Annotated in this window: 9 protein-coding genes; 5 read left to right on the top strand and 4 right to left on the bottom strand. The window is 74.6% G+C overall.

Annotated elements, in window-relative coordinates:
- From AB0M82_RS42230 to AB0M82_RS42250, 5 genes are all read left to right on the top strand, one after another.
- Positions 1–262, top strand: a 262-nt coding sequence (locus tag AB0M82_RS42230) for a hypothetical protein (protein WP_364734802.1), incomplete at its 5' end; no start/stop codon positions are given.
- Positions 226–8,967, top strand: a complete 8,742-nt coding sequence (locus tag AB0M82_RS42235) for an amino acid adenylation domain-containing protein (protein WP_364734804.1) — start codon at positions 226–228, stop codon at positions 8,965–8,967. The genes AB0M82_RS42230 and AB0M82_RS42235, both read left to right, overlap by 37 nt.
- Positions 8,964–10,283: an MFS transporter gene (locus AB0M82_RS42240; RefSeq protein WP_364734806.1), complete on the top strand. Its 1,320-nt coding sequence runs from the start codon at positions 8,964–8,966 to the stop codon at positions 10,281–10,283. The genes AB0M82_RS42235 and AB0M82_RS42240 overlap by 4 nt, the downstream gene beginning before the upstream one ends.
- On the top strand, positions 10,280–11,497 hold the full coding sequence (locus tag AB0M82_RS42245) for a cytochrome P450 (protein WP_364734808.1): 1,218 nt from the start codon (positions 10,280–10,282) through the stop codon (positions 11,495–11,497). Before AB0M82_RS42240 ends, AB0M82_RS42245 begins: the two co-directional genes overlap by 4 nt.
- 101 nt (positions 11,498–11,598) lie before the next feature.
- On the top strand, positions 11,599–14,934 hold the full coding sequence (locus AB0M82_RS42250; RefSeq protein WP_364734810.1) for a S8 family serine peptidase: 3,336 nt from the start codon (positions 11,599–11,601) through the stop codon (positions 14,932–14,934).
- On the opposite strand, the gene AB0M82_RS42255 is transcribed toward AB0M82_RS42250, so the two are convergent.
- From AB0M82_RS42255 to AB0M82_RS42270, 4 genes are read right to left on the bottom strand one after another with little or no spacing between them, the layout of a single operon-like run.
- Positions 14,909–15,472: a hypothetical protein gene (locus AB0M82_RS42255; RefSeq protein WP_364734812.1), complete on the bottom strand. Its 564-nt coding sequence runs from the start codon at positions 15,470–15,472 to the stop codon at positions 14,909–14,911. The genes AB0M82_RS42250 and AB0M82_RS42255 overlap by 26 nt on opposite strands.
- An 18-nt stretch (positions 15,473–15,490) precedes the next feature.
- Positions 15,491–15,670 (bottom strand): hypothetical protein, encoded by a 180-nt coding sequence (locus tag AB0M82_RS42260; RefSeq protein ID WP_364734813.1) that lies wholly within the window; start codon positions 15,668–15,670, stop codon positions 15,491–15,493.
- Positions 15,670–16,233, bottom strand: coding sequence for a hypothetical protein (locus AB0M82_RS42265; RefSeq protein ID WP_364734815.1), 564 nt, complete (start codon positions 16,231–16,233; stop codon positions 15,670–15,672). Before AB0M82_RS42265 ends, AB0M82_RS42260 begins: the two co-directional genes overlap by 1 nt.
- Positions 16,199–16,723 (bottom strand): hypothetical protein, encoded by a 525-nt coding sequence (locus tag AB0M82_RS42270; protein ID WP_364734816.1) that lies wholly within the window; start codon positions 16,721–16,723, stop codon positions 16,199–16,201. The genes AB0M82_RS42265 and AB0M82_RS42270 overlap by 35 nt, the downstream gene beginning before the upstream one ends.
- Positions 16,724–16,725: the final 2 nt, after the last annotated feature.

The following is a 16,725-nucleotide window of genomic DNA, read 5'->3' on the forward strand; positions in this document are numbered from 1 at the left end:
TCACCTACGGGTGCGTGACCATGACGGTCGGCACCACCGCGATGGCGGGAGTGCCGTCCGTCCCCCGCTCGTGGATCATCGTGGGCAGCGCGGGCTCAAGGCGGCCTACGTCTCCGGCGAGCTGCCGCCGCGCAGCACGGTCGTGCGCGAAGACGGGCAGAAGCTCGGCGTGCTGCCGTTTTCCCTCAATGCGACATTCACGGACCAGCGGAAGTCGCCGCGGCGATGCGCACCGCCGCGGCCGAAGCCCGCGCCACGCTGAGGGTCGAGGGCGGTCCGCTCGTCGCGGCCGTGCTGGTCACGTCCGGGCAGCGGCCGCCCCGCCTGCTTTTGGTCGTCCACCACCTGGTGGTCGACGGCGTGTCGTGGCGAATCCTGTTCGACGACCTGGAAACCGCCTGCCGCCAGGCGGCCGCGGGCCGGCCGGTCGACCTCGGTCCGGCGCCCGCGAGCTACCTGCGCTGGGCGGACCGCCTCGCCGGGCACGCCCGCGCGGGCGCCTTCGACGCCGAACTGCCGTACTGGGCCGAAGTGCTCGACGGCGTCGTCGCGGACCTCCCCGTGGACGCGGCGGGGGACACCACCGCCGGCCACGCCCGCACGGTCACGGTCCGCCTGGACACCGGCACCACCGACGCCCTGCTGCACCAGGTTCCCGAGGTCTACCGCACGCAGGTCAACGACGTCCTGCTCAGCGCGCTCGGCCGGGTGCTGGCCCGCTGGACCGGACGTGAGCGGGTCCTGCTCGCGCTGGAGGGACACGGCCGGGAGGAGCTCTTCGAGGACCTCGACCTCTCCCGCACGGTCGGCTGGTTCACCGCCGAGTACCCGGTCGCGCTCACCATCCCGGCCGCCGAAGACTGGGGAACGACGCTGAAGTCGGTCAAGGAGCAGCTGCGGGCCGTGCCCGGCAAGGGGATCGGCTACGGCGCGCTGCGGCAGCTGACGCCGGGCTCGCCCCTGCGCGACGGTCCCGTTCCGCAGATCTCGCTGAACTACCACGGCCAGTGGAGCGCCGGCGGCGCCGAGCCGGGCGGGCTGTACCGAGCCTGGGGCGGCGACCTGGGTGCTGACGTGGACCCGCGGCGGTCGCGCAGTCACCTGCTCGACGTCGTGGGCATCGTCGACGACGGCAGGCTCGAACTGGCGTGGACCTATTCACCCGAGGTGCACCACGAAAGCACCGTCCGGGGGCTCGCCGAGCAGCTCACCGAGGCGCTGCGCGAGATCGTCGCGCACTGCGCCGGCCCCGGGGCGGGCGGCCGCACTCCCGCCGACTTCCCGCTCGCCCGGCTGAGCCAGGCCGAACTGGACGCCGTGGCCGGCGACGGCCGCGGCGTCGAGGACCTCTACCCGCTGACGCCGCTGCAGGCCGGCATGGTGTTCCACACCCTGCTCGACGGCGACTCCCCGGCCTACTTCGAGCAGGTTCGCGTGCGCCTGGCCGGGATCGCCGATCCGGCAGGCCTCGCCGCGGCCTGGCAACGGGTGGTCGACCGCACCCCGGTGCTGCGCACCCGGCTGGTCCTGACGGGCGTCGAAGAACCCGTCCAGGTGGTGGACCGCACGGCCAAGCTGCCGGTCACCCACCACGATTTCCGCGACCTCGACCCGGCGGCGCGGGAGGCCGCCGTCCGGTCGGTGGTCGAGGCCGACCGCGCCGTCCCCTTCGACCTGGGGCGGGCACCGCTGACCCGGCTCGCGATCGCCGCGCTGCCCGGCGACGAGGTGGAGCTGGTGTGGACCTCCCACCACGTCCTGCTCGACGGCTGGAGCTCCGCCCAGGTCTTCGCCGAGGCCTGCGAGCAGTACGCCGCGACGGTCGCCGGCACCCGGCCGGCCCTGGTCACCCGCCGCCCCTACCGGGACTACCTCGGCTGGCTGGCGGAACGGGACCAGGCACGCGCCGACGAGTTCTGGCGGGCCACCCTGGCCGGCTTCGACGCTCCGACCGCGTTGCCCTACGACCGCCCGCCCGCCGAAGCCCACCGGTCCCGGTCCACCGACTCGGTCCGGACGGAGCCCGCCCCGGCAACGACGCTGCGGCTGCGGGAGTTCGCCCGCACCCACGGCCTCACCGTCAACACCGTCGTGCAGGGCGTTTGGGCGCTGCTGCTGTCGATGCTCTCCGGCGACCGGGACGTGGTGTTCGGCACGACCGTCTCGGGCCGCCCGGCCGACCTGGCCGGCGTCGAAACCATGATCGGCATGTTCATCAACACCATCCCCACCCGCGTCCGCGTCGACGGCACGCGGCCGGTCGGACGGTGGTTGAAGGAACTGCAGGCGGCGCAAAGCGATGCCCGCGACCACGACTTCGTGTCGCTGGGCCGGCTGCGGCCGCTCAGCGACGTGGCCGCCGGGCAGAACCTGTTCGACAGCATGGTGGTGTTCGAGAACTACCCGATCAGCGAGCCGGCCACCACGGGCGCGCCCCGGGTCCTCGCGGTCACTTCGGCGGACGCCACCAACTTCCCGCTGTGCCTGCGCGCGTCCCTGGACGACAGCCTCGTCCTCGACCTCGCCTACGATCCGGCCCTGTTCGACGCCGCCTCGATCACGGCGATGACCGACCGGCTGTGCCTGCTGCTCGACGCCGTCACCGCCGATCCCGCCCGCCCGCTGGCGCGGGTGCCGTGGGTCGACGGCGCCGAACGCGCCCAGGTGCTCGCCGACGCCCACGGTCCCGGCGCGGCCGCGCCCGCCGCCACGGTGACCGCGTTGTTCGCCGCCCAGGCGGCCCGCACGCCGTCGGCTCCCGCGGTGCTCGCCGTCGACCGGACCCTGACCTACGCCGAGCTCGACGAGCGGGCGAACCACCTGGCGCACCGGCTGGTGGAGCTGGGGGTCCTCCCGGAGGACCGCGTCGGCCTGCTGCTCGAGCCGTCCGTGGACCACGTCGTCGCCGAGCTCGCCGTGCTCAAGGCGGGCGCGGCCTACGTGCCGCTGGACACCCGGGCCCCGCACGAGCGGCTGCGGGCCGTGCTCGCCGAGGCCGCGGCGCCGGTCGTGGTGGCCGGCGCGACCTGGGTGACGACGGCCGAGACCGTCCACAGTGGACCTACGTTGACGGTCGGCGAGCAGCGGGCGCCGTCCGCGCCGGACCGTACCGCCGACCCCGGCAACCTCGCCTACGTCATGTACACGTCGGGATCCACCGGCGTCCCCAAGGGCGTCGCGGTGTGCCACCGCGACGTCACCGCGCTGGCCCAGGACAGCCGGTTCACCGGCGGCGCCTGCACCCGGGTGCTGGCCCACTCGCCGCTGGCCTTCGACGCCTCCACCTTCGAACTGTGGGTCCCGTTGCTCGGCGGTGGCGCCGTGGTGCCGGCCGGCACCCCCGACCTGACCGTGGAATCGTTGCGGCGCGCGGTGTCCACGCACGGTGTGACGGCGGTGTGGCTGACCGCGGGGCTGTTCCGCCTGCTCGCCCAGGACGCCCCGGACGCCCTGCGCGGCCTGCGCGAGGTGTGGACCGGCGGGGACGTCGTCCCGCCGGCCGCGGTGCGCGCCGTCCAGGCCGCCTGCCCCGGCCTCGTCGTGGTCGACGGCTACGGCCCCACCGAAACCACCACCTTCGCCACCTCCTTCCGGATGCCCGGCACCGCCGCCGTGCCCGAGCCGGTCCCCATCGGCCGCCCGCTCGACGGCGTCCGCGCCTACGTGCTGGACCAGGCCCTGCGCCCGTTGCCGCCGGGGGCGCCCGGCGAGCTGTGCCTCGCCGGACCCGGCCTGGCGCGCGGCTACCTCGGCCGCCCGGGCCCGACCGCCGACCGCTTCGTCGCCGACCCGTTCGGCGCGCCGGGGGAGCGGATGTACCGGACCGGCGACGTCGTCCGGCGCGGCGCGGACGGCGAACTGGTGTTCCTCGGCCGGTCCGACGACCAGGTCAAGCTGCGCGGGTTCCGGATCGAACCCGCCGAGGTCGAAGCCGTGCTGGCCGCCCACCCGGCGGTCGGGCAGGCGATCGCGACGGTGCACACCGACCCCGCCGGCACCCGGCGCCTGGTCGCCCACGTCGTCGCCGCGCCCGGCCGCGCCGCCGACCCGGGCGAGCTGCGCGCGCACGCCGCCGAGACCCTGCCCGAGTACATGGTGCCCGCGGTCGTCACCGTCCTGGACGCCCTTCCGTTGAACCGCAACGGAAAGGTCGACCGCCGCGCGCTGCCCGCGCCGGACGGCCCGCCCGCCCCGCGGCGCGCGTACGTCCCGCCCGCCACCGCCACCGAACGGGCCGTCGCCGAAATCTGGCAGCGGCTGCTCGGGGCCGAGCGGGTCGGCAGGCAGGACAACTTCTTCGAGCTCGGCGGTGACTCGATCCTCAGCATCCGGCTCGTTTCGCGGCTGCTGGCCGAGTTCGCCGTGTCGATGTCCCCGCGGGCGGTGTTCGCCCACCCGACGGTCGCCCGGCTCGCCGCCGCGATCGGCACCGTCGGCGTGGCCCGCACCGCCGCCGACCCGATCCCCGCCGTGCCCCGCGACCACGAGCTGCCCCAGTCCTTCGCCCAGCAGCGGCTGTGGTTCCTCGACGAGTTCGAGCCCGGCGGCACCGAGTACGTCACCAGCACGGCCGTGCGCCTGCGCGGCGAGCTGGTCGTCGACGCGCTCGCCGAGGCCTTCACCGGCCTGGTGGCGCGGCACGAGCCGCTGCGCACCACGTTCGCCTCGGTCGACGGGAACGGTGTCCAGGTCGTGCACCCGCCGGCCCCGGTGCCGGTGCCGGTCACCGACCTGACCGGCCGCCCCGACGGCGCCCGGGAGGCGGCGCTCGCCGAAGTCCTGCGCGCCGACGGCGAGCAGCCGTTCGACCTCCGCGAAGGCCCGCTGCTGCGGGTGAAGCTGATCCGGCTGGCCGCGCGGGAGCACGTGCTCGCCCTGACCGTGCACCACATCGTCACCGACGGCTGGTCGAACGGGCTCATCGCGGAAGAGATCAGCCTCCGCTACACCGCCGCGCTGCGCGGCGAGCCGGCGGACCTGCCGCCGCTGCCCGTGCAGTACGCGGACTTCGCCGCGTGGCAACGCGGCCTGCTCGCCGAGCGGGTGCTCGCCGGCCAGGTCGCCTACTGGACCGAGCGGCTGCGCGACCTCGCGCCCCTGGAGCTGCCCACCGACCGGCCCCGGCCGCCGGTGCGCACCACCAGCGGCGCGACCCGGGAGCTGGTCGTCCCGGCGGCGGTGACCGCCCGGCTCGAGCAGGTGAGCAGGCAGCGGGAGACGACCCTGTTCACCACCCTCGTCGCCGCCTGCCAGGTGCTGCTCGGCCGCTGGTCCGGCCAGGACGACGTGGCCGTCGGCACGGTCACCTCCGGCCGCGAGCGCGCCGAACTCGAGAGCCTCGTCGGGTTCTTCGTCAACACCCTGGTCCTGCGGTCCCGGGTCCGCCCGGGCCTGCACTTCACCGAGTTCCTCGACGAGGTCAGCGCCGGCGTCCGGGCCGCGTTCGACCACCAGGATCTGCCGTTCGACCGCGTCGTCGACGCCGTCCAGCCCGGCCGTGACCCCAGCCGCACCCCGCTGTTCCAGGCGATGGTCGTGCTGCAGAACGCGCCGCGGGAACCGGCCCGGCTGCCCGGCATCGAGACCGAGGACGTCGCGCAGCCCGCGACGGCGGCGAACTTCGACCTCACCATCGAGTTCCAGCCGGACGGGGAAGCGCTGCGCGCCGCCCTGACCTACAACACCGACCTGTTCGACGGCGAGACGATCGACCGCCTCGCCGAGCACCTGAGCGTCCTGCTCGCGGGCATCGCCGAGAACCCCGCCCGGCCGCTGGCGCGGCTGCCGCTGCTCGGCGCGGCCGAACGCCGCCGGCTGCTCGGCGCCTGGAACGACACCGGCCGCGAGGTGGGGCCGGGCACGCTGCCCGAACGCGTCGAGGCCAGGGCCCGGCGGACTCCGGACGCGATCGCGGTCGTCTCGGACGAGCACGGCACCCTCACCTACGGCGAGCTCGACGCCCGCGCCGAACGGCTGGCCCGGGTGCTCGCCGGGCACGGCATCGGCCCCGAGCGGATCGTGGCGCTGGCCCTGCCCCGCTCGGTGGACATCCTCGTCGCGCAGCTCGCCGTCCTGAAGACGGGCGCGGCGTTCCTGCCGGTGGACCCGACCTACCCCCTCGAACGCATCACCTTCATGCTCGCCGACGCCCGCCCGGCCCTGGTGCTCACGCTCGACGCCCTCGCCCCGCCGGTCCCGGACGGCATCCCGGTGCTCTCGCTGGACGATCCGGCCGCGCTCGCCGCGGACCCGGGGGACCTGCCGGCACCGCCTCGGCCGGGCAACCCCGCGTACGTGATCTACACGTCCGGCTCGACCGGCCGCCCCAAGGGCGTGGTCGTCACCCACGCCGGGCTGGCGAGCTTCGCCGAAGCGGAGGCCGAGCACCTGCGCGTCGGCGAGGGCGACCGCGTCCTGGCCTACTCCTCACCGAGCTTCGACGCCGCGGTGCTCGAGCTGTGCCTGGCCCTGCCCGCCGGCGCGGCGCTCGTGGTGGTCCCGCCCGAGCCCCTGCTGGGGGAGCCCCTCGCCGAGTTCCTGGCCAGGCACGAAATCAGCCACGCCCTGATCCCGCCCGCCGCGCTGGCCACCGTCCCGGCCGTGGCCCTGCCGCACCTGCGCACCCTCGTCGTGGGCGGCGACGCCTGCCCCGCGGAGCTGGTGGACCGCTGGGCCCCCGGCCGGCGGATGATCAACGCCTACGGCCCCACCGAATCGACGGTCGTCGCGACCTGGAGCGAGCCGCTCACCCCCGGGACGGCGCCGCCCATCGGCCGGCCGATCCCGAACACCCGCGTCTACGTGCTCGACGACGCGCTCACGCCGGTCCCGATCGGGGTGGCGGGTGAGCTGTACGTCGCGGGGCCGAGCCTGGCCCGCGGCTACCTCGACCGGCCGGGCCTGACCGCCGACCGGTTCCCGGCCAACCCGTTCGGCGCCCCGGGGGAGCGGATGTACCGCACCGGCGACGTCGTCCGCTGGACCGCGGGCGGGCAGCTCGAGTTCACCGGCCGGGCCGACGACCAGGTCAAGGTCCGCGGCTTCCGGATCGAGCTGGGCGAGGTCGAGTCGGCGCTGCTGCGCCACCCGGACGTCACCGAGGCCGTCGCCGCCGTGCAGCAGGACGGCTCCGGGCACAAGCGCCTGGTCGCCTGCTTCGTCGCGGCGTCCCCGGCCGACCCGCCCGGCGCCGCCGGCCTGCGCGAGTTCCTCGGCCGGTCGCTGCCCGGCCACCTCGTGCCGTCGGCGTTCCAGCCGCTGCCCGCCCTCCCGCTCGGCCCGAGCGGCAAGGTCGACCGGCGGGCCCTGCCGGTGGTCACCGCCGCGGCCGAGCCCGCCGCCTGCCACGTCGAACCGGTCACGCCCGCCGAGCGCGTGCTGGCCGAGGTCTGGGCCCAGGTGCTGGGCCTGGACCGGGTCGGCACCGAGGACAACTTCTTCGAACTGGGCGGCGATTCCATCCTCAGCATGCAGGTCGTGTCCCGGGCGAGGCAGGCCGGGCTGCGGCTGACCACGAAGGACATGTTCCTGCACCAGACCATCGCCGCGCTCGCGCCGCGGGCGACCGCGGTGTCTGACGTGCCAGGCGCGGCGGAACCCGGCCGGCTGGTGGTGGGGCCGGTGCCGCTGACCCCCATCCAGGACTGGTTCTTCGCCACCCACACCGTCAACCCGCACCACTTCAACCAGTCCATGCTGGTCGAGCTGGCCCCCGGCTTCGACGTCGCCGCCCTCGAGCAGGCCCTGGCCGCGGTGTGGGCCCACCACGACGCCCTGCGGATGCGGTTCGAGCGGACCGACGGCGGCTGGCGGCAGCACAACGCCGGGCTCGACCCGGCACCCGCCCCGCGTCACCACGACCTGACCGCGGTCGCCGAGGCCGAGCGGCCGGCCGCGCTGGAACGGATCGCCGACGAAGTCCACGCGGGCTTCGACCTGACCCGCGGCCCGCTGCTCGCGGCGGCGCTGGTCACCGCCGAACCGGCGTGGCGGCCGCGGCTGTTCCTGGCGGCGCACCACGTCGTGGTCGACGCGGTCTCCTGGCGCATCCTGCTCGACGACCTCGACACCGCCTACCGGCAGGCCGCCCGGCACGCCCCGATCGACCTCGGCCCGCGGACGACGTCGTTCCGGGACTGGTCGCACCGGCTCGCCGAGCACGTCCGCGCCGGCGGGTTCGACGACGAAGTGGCGTACTGGACCGGTCTTCCCGGCTCGGGCGCCCTGCCGGTGGACCACGACGGCGAGCCCGGCGGCACGGGCACGGCGGAGGTCACCGTGGTGCTCGACGCGCAGGACACCAACGCCCTGCTGCGGTCGGCGCCCGCGGCGTACCGCACCCGCGTCAACGACGTCCTGCTCACGGCGCTGGCCTGGGCACTGGCGCGGTGGACCGGCCGCGCGGGCGTGTCGATCGCCCTGGAGGGCCACGGCCGTGAGGACGTCCTCGACGACGTCGACCTGACCCGGACCGTCGGCTGGTTCACCACCCTGTACCCGGTCGCACTCACTGTCGACAGTGCCGACAGTGTCGACCGGCCGGACTGGCGGACGCTGGTCAAGTCGGTCCGCAAGCAGCTGCGGGCCGTGCCGGGCAACGGGTTCGGCTACGGCGCGCTGCGCCACCTCGGCCCCCCGGACGTCCGGGAGCGGCTCACCGAATCCGGGCCCCAGCCCGGAATCTCGTTCAACTACCTCGGCCAGTGGGACGGCTCCGGGGCCGCCGGCCCGGCGGCGTCCGACAGCCTGTACGCCGCCCTCCACGGTTCGCTCGGCCACGACCACGACCCGGCCGAGCACCGCCCGCACCTGCTCGACCTGGTCGGCGCGGTCCAGGACGGCGAGCTGGTGTTCTCGCTGATCCACCAGCCGGGCCGCCACGACCGGCGGACCGTCGAGGCGGTGGCCGGGGACTTCGCCGACGCCCTGCGGCAGATCGCCGCCGACAGCCGGGCCGGCCGGCGGTGACCCGGCCGCTCTCCCGGAACCGGGACTACCGGCTGCTGTGGGGCAGCCAGGCGCTGTCGGAGGCCGGTTTCAGCGCGTCGGTCATCGCGCTGCCGCTGCTGGTGCTCGCGGTGACCGGCTCGCCCGCGCTGTCCGGGCTGGTGCTCGGCGTGGACGCGATGGCTCAGCTGGTCGCCGGGCTGCCCGCCGGCGCGCTGGCGGACCGCTGGAACCGCAAGAAGATCATGCTCGCGTGCGAGGCCGTCTACTCGCTGACGGTGGCGAGCCTGGTGGCGGCCATCTGGTGGAACGTCGTCAGCGTGGCCCAGCTCGTCGTCGTCGCGGCGGTCATGGGCTGCTGCCGCTCGCTGTTCGGCCCGGCCGAAGGCGCGACCCTGGCCCGGATCGTGCCCGCGGCCCAGCTGCCCACCGCGGTCGCGATGAACTCGGCGCGCGGCGCGCTCGGCCAGCTGTCGGGCACCGCGGTCGGCGGGTTCCTGTACGGCATCGGGCGGGCCGTCCCGTTCGCGTTCGACGTGCTCGCCCACGCGCTCTCGTTCGTCGCGCTGTGCTTCGTCCGGGCACCGCGCCACGAGCCCGTGCCGCCCGAAGACCGGCACCTGGGCCGGGAGATGGCCGAGGGACTGCGCTGGGTGTGGGGGGAACGGCACGTGCGCGTCACCGTGCTGTGCGCGGTGAGCCTGAACTTCTTCTTCAGCGCCTACTACCTCGTCATCATCGTCCTGGCCAAGGACCGGGGCATCTCCTCGGGCGAGATCGGCGTGATGGCCGCGATGCTCGGCGTCGGCGGGGTGGCGGGCTCGCTCGTCGCGCCGTACCTGCAGCGGCGGCTCAGCCCGTACGCGTCGATCATGAGCGTGTTCTGGGTGCTCACCCTGCTCACCCCGCTCGCGATCGTCATCCACGATGGCTACCTCATGGGCGCCCTGTTCGTCGCCATGGCCCTGCTCCCGCCGACCGCCAACACGACGATCGGGACCTACCAGCTGCTGCTCACGCCCGACCGGCTGCGCGGCCGGCTGACCAGCGTGATGGGCGTGATCGGCGGGGTGTCCGCCGCGACCGGGCCCGCCTTCGGCGGTCTGCTGGTGCAGGCCGTGCCCGGCGCCGGCGCCGTCGTGCTGTGCACGGCGGGGATCGCGCTCGTGACCGTGGTCGTCACCTGCAGCCCCACCCTGCGCCGGTTCCCCCGCGCCGACGCCCTCACCGCCGGGCCGGCCGAACCGCAGCCGGTGGGCGGCCCGCACCACGAACCGCCGGGGCCGCCGTCGGCCCCGCACTCCGACGGATCGACGACCGAGGAGACCAAGCCATGACCCAGAACCTGTCAGGCGCCCGCGATCTGAGCTTCGCCTTCGAAGACCTCCTGGCGCGCGCGGCCGAGCTGCGCGAGCGCGGCGGACCGGTGTACCACGACGAGGAGCGGGGGATCTGGCGGGTGCTCGACCACCCCACCGTCTCGCGGGTGCTGTCCGACCCCGCCACGTTCTCGTCGGACTTCAGCGGGCTCACCCCGGTGCAGGAGGACTTCGAAGCCTTCCGCAAGGGCAACTTCGTCGGGATGGACCCGCCGAACCACCGCAAACTGCGGACGCTGGTCACCCAGGCGTTCACCCCGCGCGTGGTGGCCGGGCTCGAACCCCGCATCCGCGCCATCGCCGGCGAACTGCTCGACGAGGTCGGCGGCGCGTCCCGGATCGACGTCGTCGACGCGCTCGCCTACCCGCTGCCCATCATCGTGATCGCCGAACTGCTCGGCGTCCCGGTCGCGGACCGGCCGCTGTTCACCCGGTGGGCGCGGGTGCTGTTCAGCGGGGACCAGCTGGGGGAGTCGGCCGACATGGAAGACATCCAGCGCGCGCTGGACGCCATCGCTCCCACCATCCGCGAGATGAACGCCTACCTGCTCGACCACATCCGGCAGCACCGCGCGCATCCCGGCGACGGGCTCACCAGCAGGCTGGTGGCCGCCGAGTTCGACGGCGAGCGGCTCGAGGACCAGGAGATCGTGGGTTTCGTGGCGCTGCTGCTGATCGCCGGGCACATCACGACGACCGCGCTGCTGGGCAACGCCGTGGTCAGCTTCGACCGGAACCCGCACGCCGCGGCCGCGTTGCGGGCCGAACCCGCCGGGCTGCCGGCCGCGCTGGAGGAGGTGCTCCGGATGCTGCCGCCGTTCCCCGAACTGGGGCGGCGGACGACGACGGAGGTCGAACTGGGCGGCTGCGCCATTCCGGCGAACTCGATCGTGATGGCCGACCTCGGCGCGGCCAACCGCGACCCCGCGAGTTTCGACCGGCCCGAAGAATTCGACGCGCGCCGCAGCCCGAACCCGCACCTCACCTTCGGGCACGGGATCCACTTCTGTTTCGGCGCCCCGCTGGCCCGGCTCGAAGGCCGGGTGGCGTTCGAAGTCCTCTTCGAGCGCTACCGGGACCTCGCCGTCGCCCCCGACGACCGGGTCGAATTCCAGAACCCGGCGGTGATCGTCAGCGTCAAGCGCCTCCCGCTCGACGTCGAACCGGCCTGACTCCGGTAACAGGACCCGCTCGCCGAGCGACTGGGAAACGGGCATCGCGGGGGCGCGTGGAAAACGATCCGGGGGGACCGTTCTCACTGAGGGGTTCTGACATGCAGCACCAGCGGAAGGCGGTGGCGGCCGCGGTGGTCGCCGTCCTGGCGGCGAGTTCCTCGCTTCCCGTGCCGGCGGCGGCCGCCGCCCCACCGGCGTCCGGCGATCCCGGGCAGACGGTCACGCTCGTCACGGGGGACCGGGTGCGGGTCCTGCCGAACCACCGCGGTGCGGCCGCGGTGGCGGTCGAACCGGGGCCCGGCCGTGCCGGGATCGGCTTCTTCCGCGACACGACCACCGGCACCGGGGGCCGCGGCGGCGACATCACCGTGGTGCCGTCGGACGCGCTCCCGCTGGTGGCGGCCGGCCGGGTGGATCCCCGGCTGTTCAACGTTTCCGAGCTGCTGAGGCAACACCTCGCCGACTCCGCGGCGAGCCTCCCGCTGATCGTGACGTACTCGGCCGCGACGGCTCCCGTCGATGCGCCGCCCGCCACCACGACCGTCCGCGCCCTGCCGAGCGTGCACGGCACGGCCCTGCGCCAGGACAGGCGCCGTGGCACGGAGTTCTGGAAGTGGCTCACCGGGCCGTCCTCTTCGCCGCGGGCCGAAGTCGTGTGGCTGGACGGCCTGGCCACGCCCGCCCTCGACGTCAGCGTGCCGCAGATCGGCGGCCCGGCCGCCTGGCAGGCGGGCTACACGGGCAGCGGGGTGACGGTCGGCGTGCTCGACACCGGCGTCAAGGCCGACCACCCGGACCTGGCCGGCAAAGTCGTGGCGGCGAAGGACTTCACCGGGACCAGGCCGGACGGGGGCGACGACCTCGGGCACGGCACGCACGTCGCCGGCATCATCGCCGGAACGGGCGCCGCCTCAGGCGGCCGCTACCGCGGCGTGGCACCGGACGCGCGGCTGGTCAGCGGCAAGGTCTGCGTCGAACACGGCTGCCCGGAGTCCGCGGTGATCGCCGGCATGGAGTGGATCGCGCCCCAGGCGCGCGTGGTCAACATGAGCTTCGGCGGCGACGCGACCGACGGCACGGATCCGGTGTCCCAGGCGGTGAACGCGCTCACCGGCCGGTACGGCACCCTGTTCGTCGCCCCGGCGGGCAACGACCGTTCGATCGACCTGCCCGAACCCGGGCCGGTCGTCGCGCCCGCCGCGGCGGACGCGGCGCTCGCGGTCGGCAGCGTGTCCGCCCAGGACACCACGAGCCCGTTCTCCAACCGGGGTTTCCGGCTCGGCGACCACGCGGTGAAGCCCGACATCGCCGCGCCCGGCGAGGGCATCGTCTCGGCCAGGGCCGCGGGCACCCGCGACGGCGACACCGCTCCGGTCGATGCCGCCTACACCAGGCTTTCCGGCACATCCATGGCGGCGCCGCACGTCGCCGGCTCGGCGGCGCTCCTGCTCCAGCGGCACCCGGACTGGCTCGCCGGCCGGCTCAAGACCGCGCTGACGAGCACCGCCAAGCCCACCGCCGGCGTCGCCGAGCAGGGCGCGGGCCGGGTGGACGCGGGCCGCGCGGTGACCCAGCAGGTCACCGCCACCACCGGAAGCCTTAGCTACGGTTTCTTTCCCTGGCCCCGCACCCAGTCCGTCACGAAGACGGTGACCTACCGCAACGACGGCGACGCGGCCGTCACCCTGGCGCTCGCCACCACCGCCACGGGACCGGACGGCAGCCCCGGGCCGGTGCGGCTGTTCACGCCCTCGGCGGCGTCCGTGGTCGTTCCCGCTCACGGCAGCGCCGACGTCGGTGTCACCCTCCGGACGGAAGCGGGCGGCGCCGGTCAGTACGGTGGCAGGCTGACCGCGACGGCGCCCGGGATCACCGTGCAGACGGCGCTCGGCGCCGTCCTCGAGGGCGAGAGCTACACCGTGACCGTGCGGCTGATCGGCCGGGACGGCGGGTTCACCGCGGGCGTCGCCACGTTGGTCGACACGGAAACCGGGGCCGCCTTCGGCGTCCGCCCGTTCCGCGCCGACGGCACGGCCGCGGTGCGGGTGCCCAAGGGGCGGTACGACCTCAACGCCTTCGACGTGTCCGGCGACCCGGCGGGCCAGACCCGGCCGGCCGCGGTGACGCTGTTCTCCCGGCCCGGCCGGCCGGTGACCGGCGACGTGTCGTTCACTTTGGACGCCCGGGCGGGAAAGCCCGTGCGCGCGGTGGTCGACCGCCCGGACGCGCGGCCGCAGGGTGGCGAACTCGGCCTGGTGTCGGGAAACCCGGGCGGGACGCGCACCAGCACGCTCGCCTGGATCGCCCAGCCGGGCAACGAGCTGTACGCGGTCGGCTCGGACGCCGCGGTCACCGACCACACCTACGCGCTGTACTTCCGGGCCACCCTGGCCGCGCGGCCGCCGGGGGTGGATCCGAACGGGTACGTCTACCAGCTGGCGCTCCTCGAACGCGGCCGCGTCCCGGCCGACCCGGTCTTCCGGGTGCGCGACCGCGACCTCGCGGTGGTCGACGCCCGCTACCACACCCAGGGCAAACCGGCGCAGAGCCTGCGCCTCGACGACGTCACCTTCGGTTTCCCGGGTGCCGACAGCGGCACGTACCAGCTGGTGCCGCAGGCGTTGCCGAGCCGGCGCACCGAGTACTACACGACCGGGGTCGGCTGGCAGCACATCGTGGCGGTGTACCCGGAGCCGCTGACCGACGCGGAGAACGACTACTCGTACCGCAACTACCGGCCCGGCCCGCAGCACTCGGGGTGGAACCGGGCACCGGTCGGTCCCGCCTTCGGCGCACCACAGGACGGCTGGGGTGTGCTCCGCGCCGGGAACCAGCTGACGTACGCGATCCCGCTGGTTTCGGGCAGCGACCCAGAGCAGTACACCTCGCCGCCGGGAGGCCTCACCGGCACGATGACCCTGTCGCGGGACGGCGTCGCGCTCGGCACCACCGGGAACCCGGTCTTCGGCGCGTTCACCATCCCGGACGGCGCCGGCGCCTACACGCTGCGAGCCGTCGCCACGCGCAGCGTGCCGTGGTCGGTGGTGGGCACCGAAGTGGACGTGGCGTGGACGTTCCACGAGCCGGGCCCGGCCGCGCCGGCGGTCCCGTTGCCGCTGATGGTGGTCCGGGCCGAGGGCGCGGTCGACGACCAGAGCCGGGCACCAGCCGGCCGGCCGTTCGTGCTCACGCTGAGCGCGCAGCGACAGCCGGGCGCGGGGGACTTCCGGTTGGCGGAGCTGAAGGTCGAGACGTCCAGCGACGACGGCACGACCTGGACGTCGGTGCCCGCCGCGCGCATCGGCAACGGCGGTCTCGCGGTGGTGCACAACCCGCCGGGCGAAGGGTTCGTGTCGCTGCGGATCACCGCCCGCGACACCGGCGGCAACTCGGTGACCCAGACGGTGATCAGGGCGTACCAGACGACGCCGTGACGGCGATCGTGGCGAGCGGGACGACGAAGGCGGCCCCGGTCAGGACCTTGAGCTTCCGGCCGTGGGCCCACCATTCGCCGTCCCAGCCGTTGTCCGCGTCGTACCGCAGGTTCGCGGTGGTCATCAACGCCCGGCCGATCCCGAACCCGGCGCCGGCGCACAGAGCCGCGGGCACCGAAGCCGTGAGAGCCACCGCGATCGCGGCGACGTAGGGCAGCCCGCTGGGCAGGTAGGTGCGCGCGCCGGTGCCCATCTCCAAGCCGAACTGCAGCGGACCGAGGTGGCGGCCGAGGCGGAACACGGTGTCCGGCACCAGCCGCCGGTTTTCGGGCAGCCGGAACGACCACACGCCCGTTTCCCGGAGCAGTACGGCGGCCAGCGCCACGGCCACCACGGCCCAGCCGAGTGCCGCGGGTAGCGGTGCGCGCAGCAGCGAGCCGACCACGACGAGGACGAACGCGGTCAGGGCGCCGCCGCAGACCAGTCCCGCGCAGAACGCCAGTGTCGGAGTACCCCGCCAGACCGGCGAGCTCAGCACGAAGGCCGAGTTCCGGCTTCAACTGGAGCCGCTGGTGGCGAACCCCGCCGCCGCGCACATCACGAGCCACGCGCTCGGCAGCAGCCAGCCCGGCCGGGCGAACACGAGCGCGGCGGTCACGCCGGCCGCGGCGAGCACCAGGCCGGCGGCGATCGTCAGCGGGTGCCACCGGCGCCGGCGCTGGGAATTCCTGGGCATCACAGGGCGGCGCGGCAGATGGTCAGGTACGTCTGGCCGGTGTGCCCGCCGCCCCAGAAGGTGGAGAAGCCGTCCGAGCAGCGGTAGACCTTCAGGTCGGGCGTCGTCCACCGCCACGCGTTCTTGCCGACGAACTGGCCGCAGGTGTTGGCCACGGGCTGATGGTCGACCTGGATGCCGCCCTCGTTCCAGGTGCCGTACTTGTGCCAGCCCGCCTCGCAGTAGCCACTGCCCCGCCAGAACCCGCCGAAGCAGGCGGCGTAGGTGCTGACGTAGGCGCCGCTGGTGTCGGGCAGTTCGCCGTAGCCGGTGGGGTAGGCGTCGCGGCAGTCGTTGCGGTCGAAGCCCGGCATGCCGTACGGGCCGAACTCGGCGTTCGCCTTCCTGGTGCGGGACAGCCCGGACCAGTCGAGCGCGGTCGCGCCGATCGTCAGCGCGCCGAGCGCCACCGCCCGCAGGAACGTCCTTCGCGTGCGGGCCTTCAGCTTCTTCCCAGCGCTGGTGCCGACGGCACCCGGCGCGGGCCGGTCATGGCCGGGAATTCGCGCCAACGTCAGCGTCACCGGTATCGCCTCCTGACTTCGGGCCGGCCCAGTCGGCCAGGGTGATGTCCACTTCGGCCGCCCGGGCCGGGAGCAGCATCCTGCGGACGCGGCCGGTCCCGTCGAGCAGCATCAGCACCGGCGGCGAAAGATGGGAGACCGAACGCCACGCTTCGCCGTCGCTGATCACCGGCAGTCCCCGGGCGAGGTGCGTCCACGTCGTGAGCGGCTCGTGGGTCAGCAGCGTCGCTTCCGCACCGAGCTCGGCCAGCCGCTCGACCACCGTGAGACACAGCGGACAGCCGGAATCGACCGCCGCCACGATCCGCCCGCCGTCCCCGGCGAACCGCGGACCGAGGGCCAGATCCGGGGGCACGGCGACGAACCCGTCCGTGCCCCGGGCGACCACTCCGCGCAGCAGCCGGACCTCGCGCAGAACCGCCGCCAGGCCGAAGAACAGCAGGATGATCGCCGCCCAGGTGATGAGGTCGAACGCGATCGACGAAGTCATCG

The sequence above is a fragment of the Amycolatopsis sp. NPDC051128 genome, from assembly GCF_040682715.1.
GTDB lineage: Bacteria > Actinomycetota > Actinomycetes > Mycobacteriales > Pseudonocardiaceae > Amycolatopsis.

What these genes read in the sequence shown, in the direction of transcription:
- AB0M82_RS42235 (WP_364734804.1), top strand. Translation starts at nt 226, where the DNA reads ATGCGCACCGCCGCGGCCGAAGCCCGCGCCACGCTGAGGGTCGAGGGC.
- AB0M82_RS42245 (WP_364734808.1), top strand. Translation starts at nt 10,280, where the DNA reads ATGACCCAGAACCTGTCAGGCGCCCGCGATCTGAGCTTCGCCTTCGAA.
- AB0M82_RS42250 (WP_364734810.1), top strand. Translation starts at nt 11,599, where the DNA reads ATGCAGCACCAGCGGAAGGCGGTGGCGGCCGCGGTGGTCGCCGTCCTG.
- AB0M82_RS42260 (WP_364734813.1), bottom strand. Translation starts at nt 15,670, where the DNA reads ATGCCCAGGAATTCCCAGCGCCGGCGCCGGTGGCACCCGCTGACGATC.
- AB0M82_RS42270 (WP_364734816.1), bottom strand. Translation starts at nt 16,723, where the DNA reads ATGACTTCGTCGATCGCGTTCGACCTCATCACCTGGGCGGCGATCATC.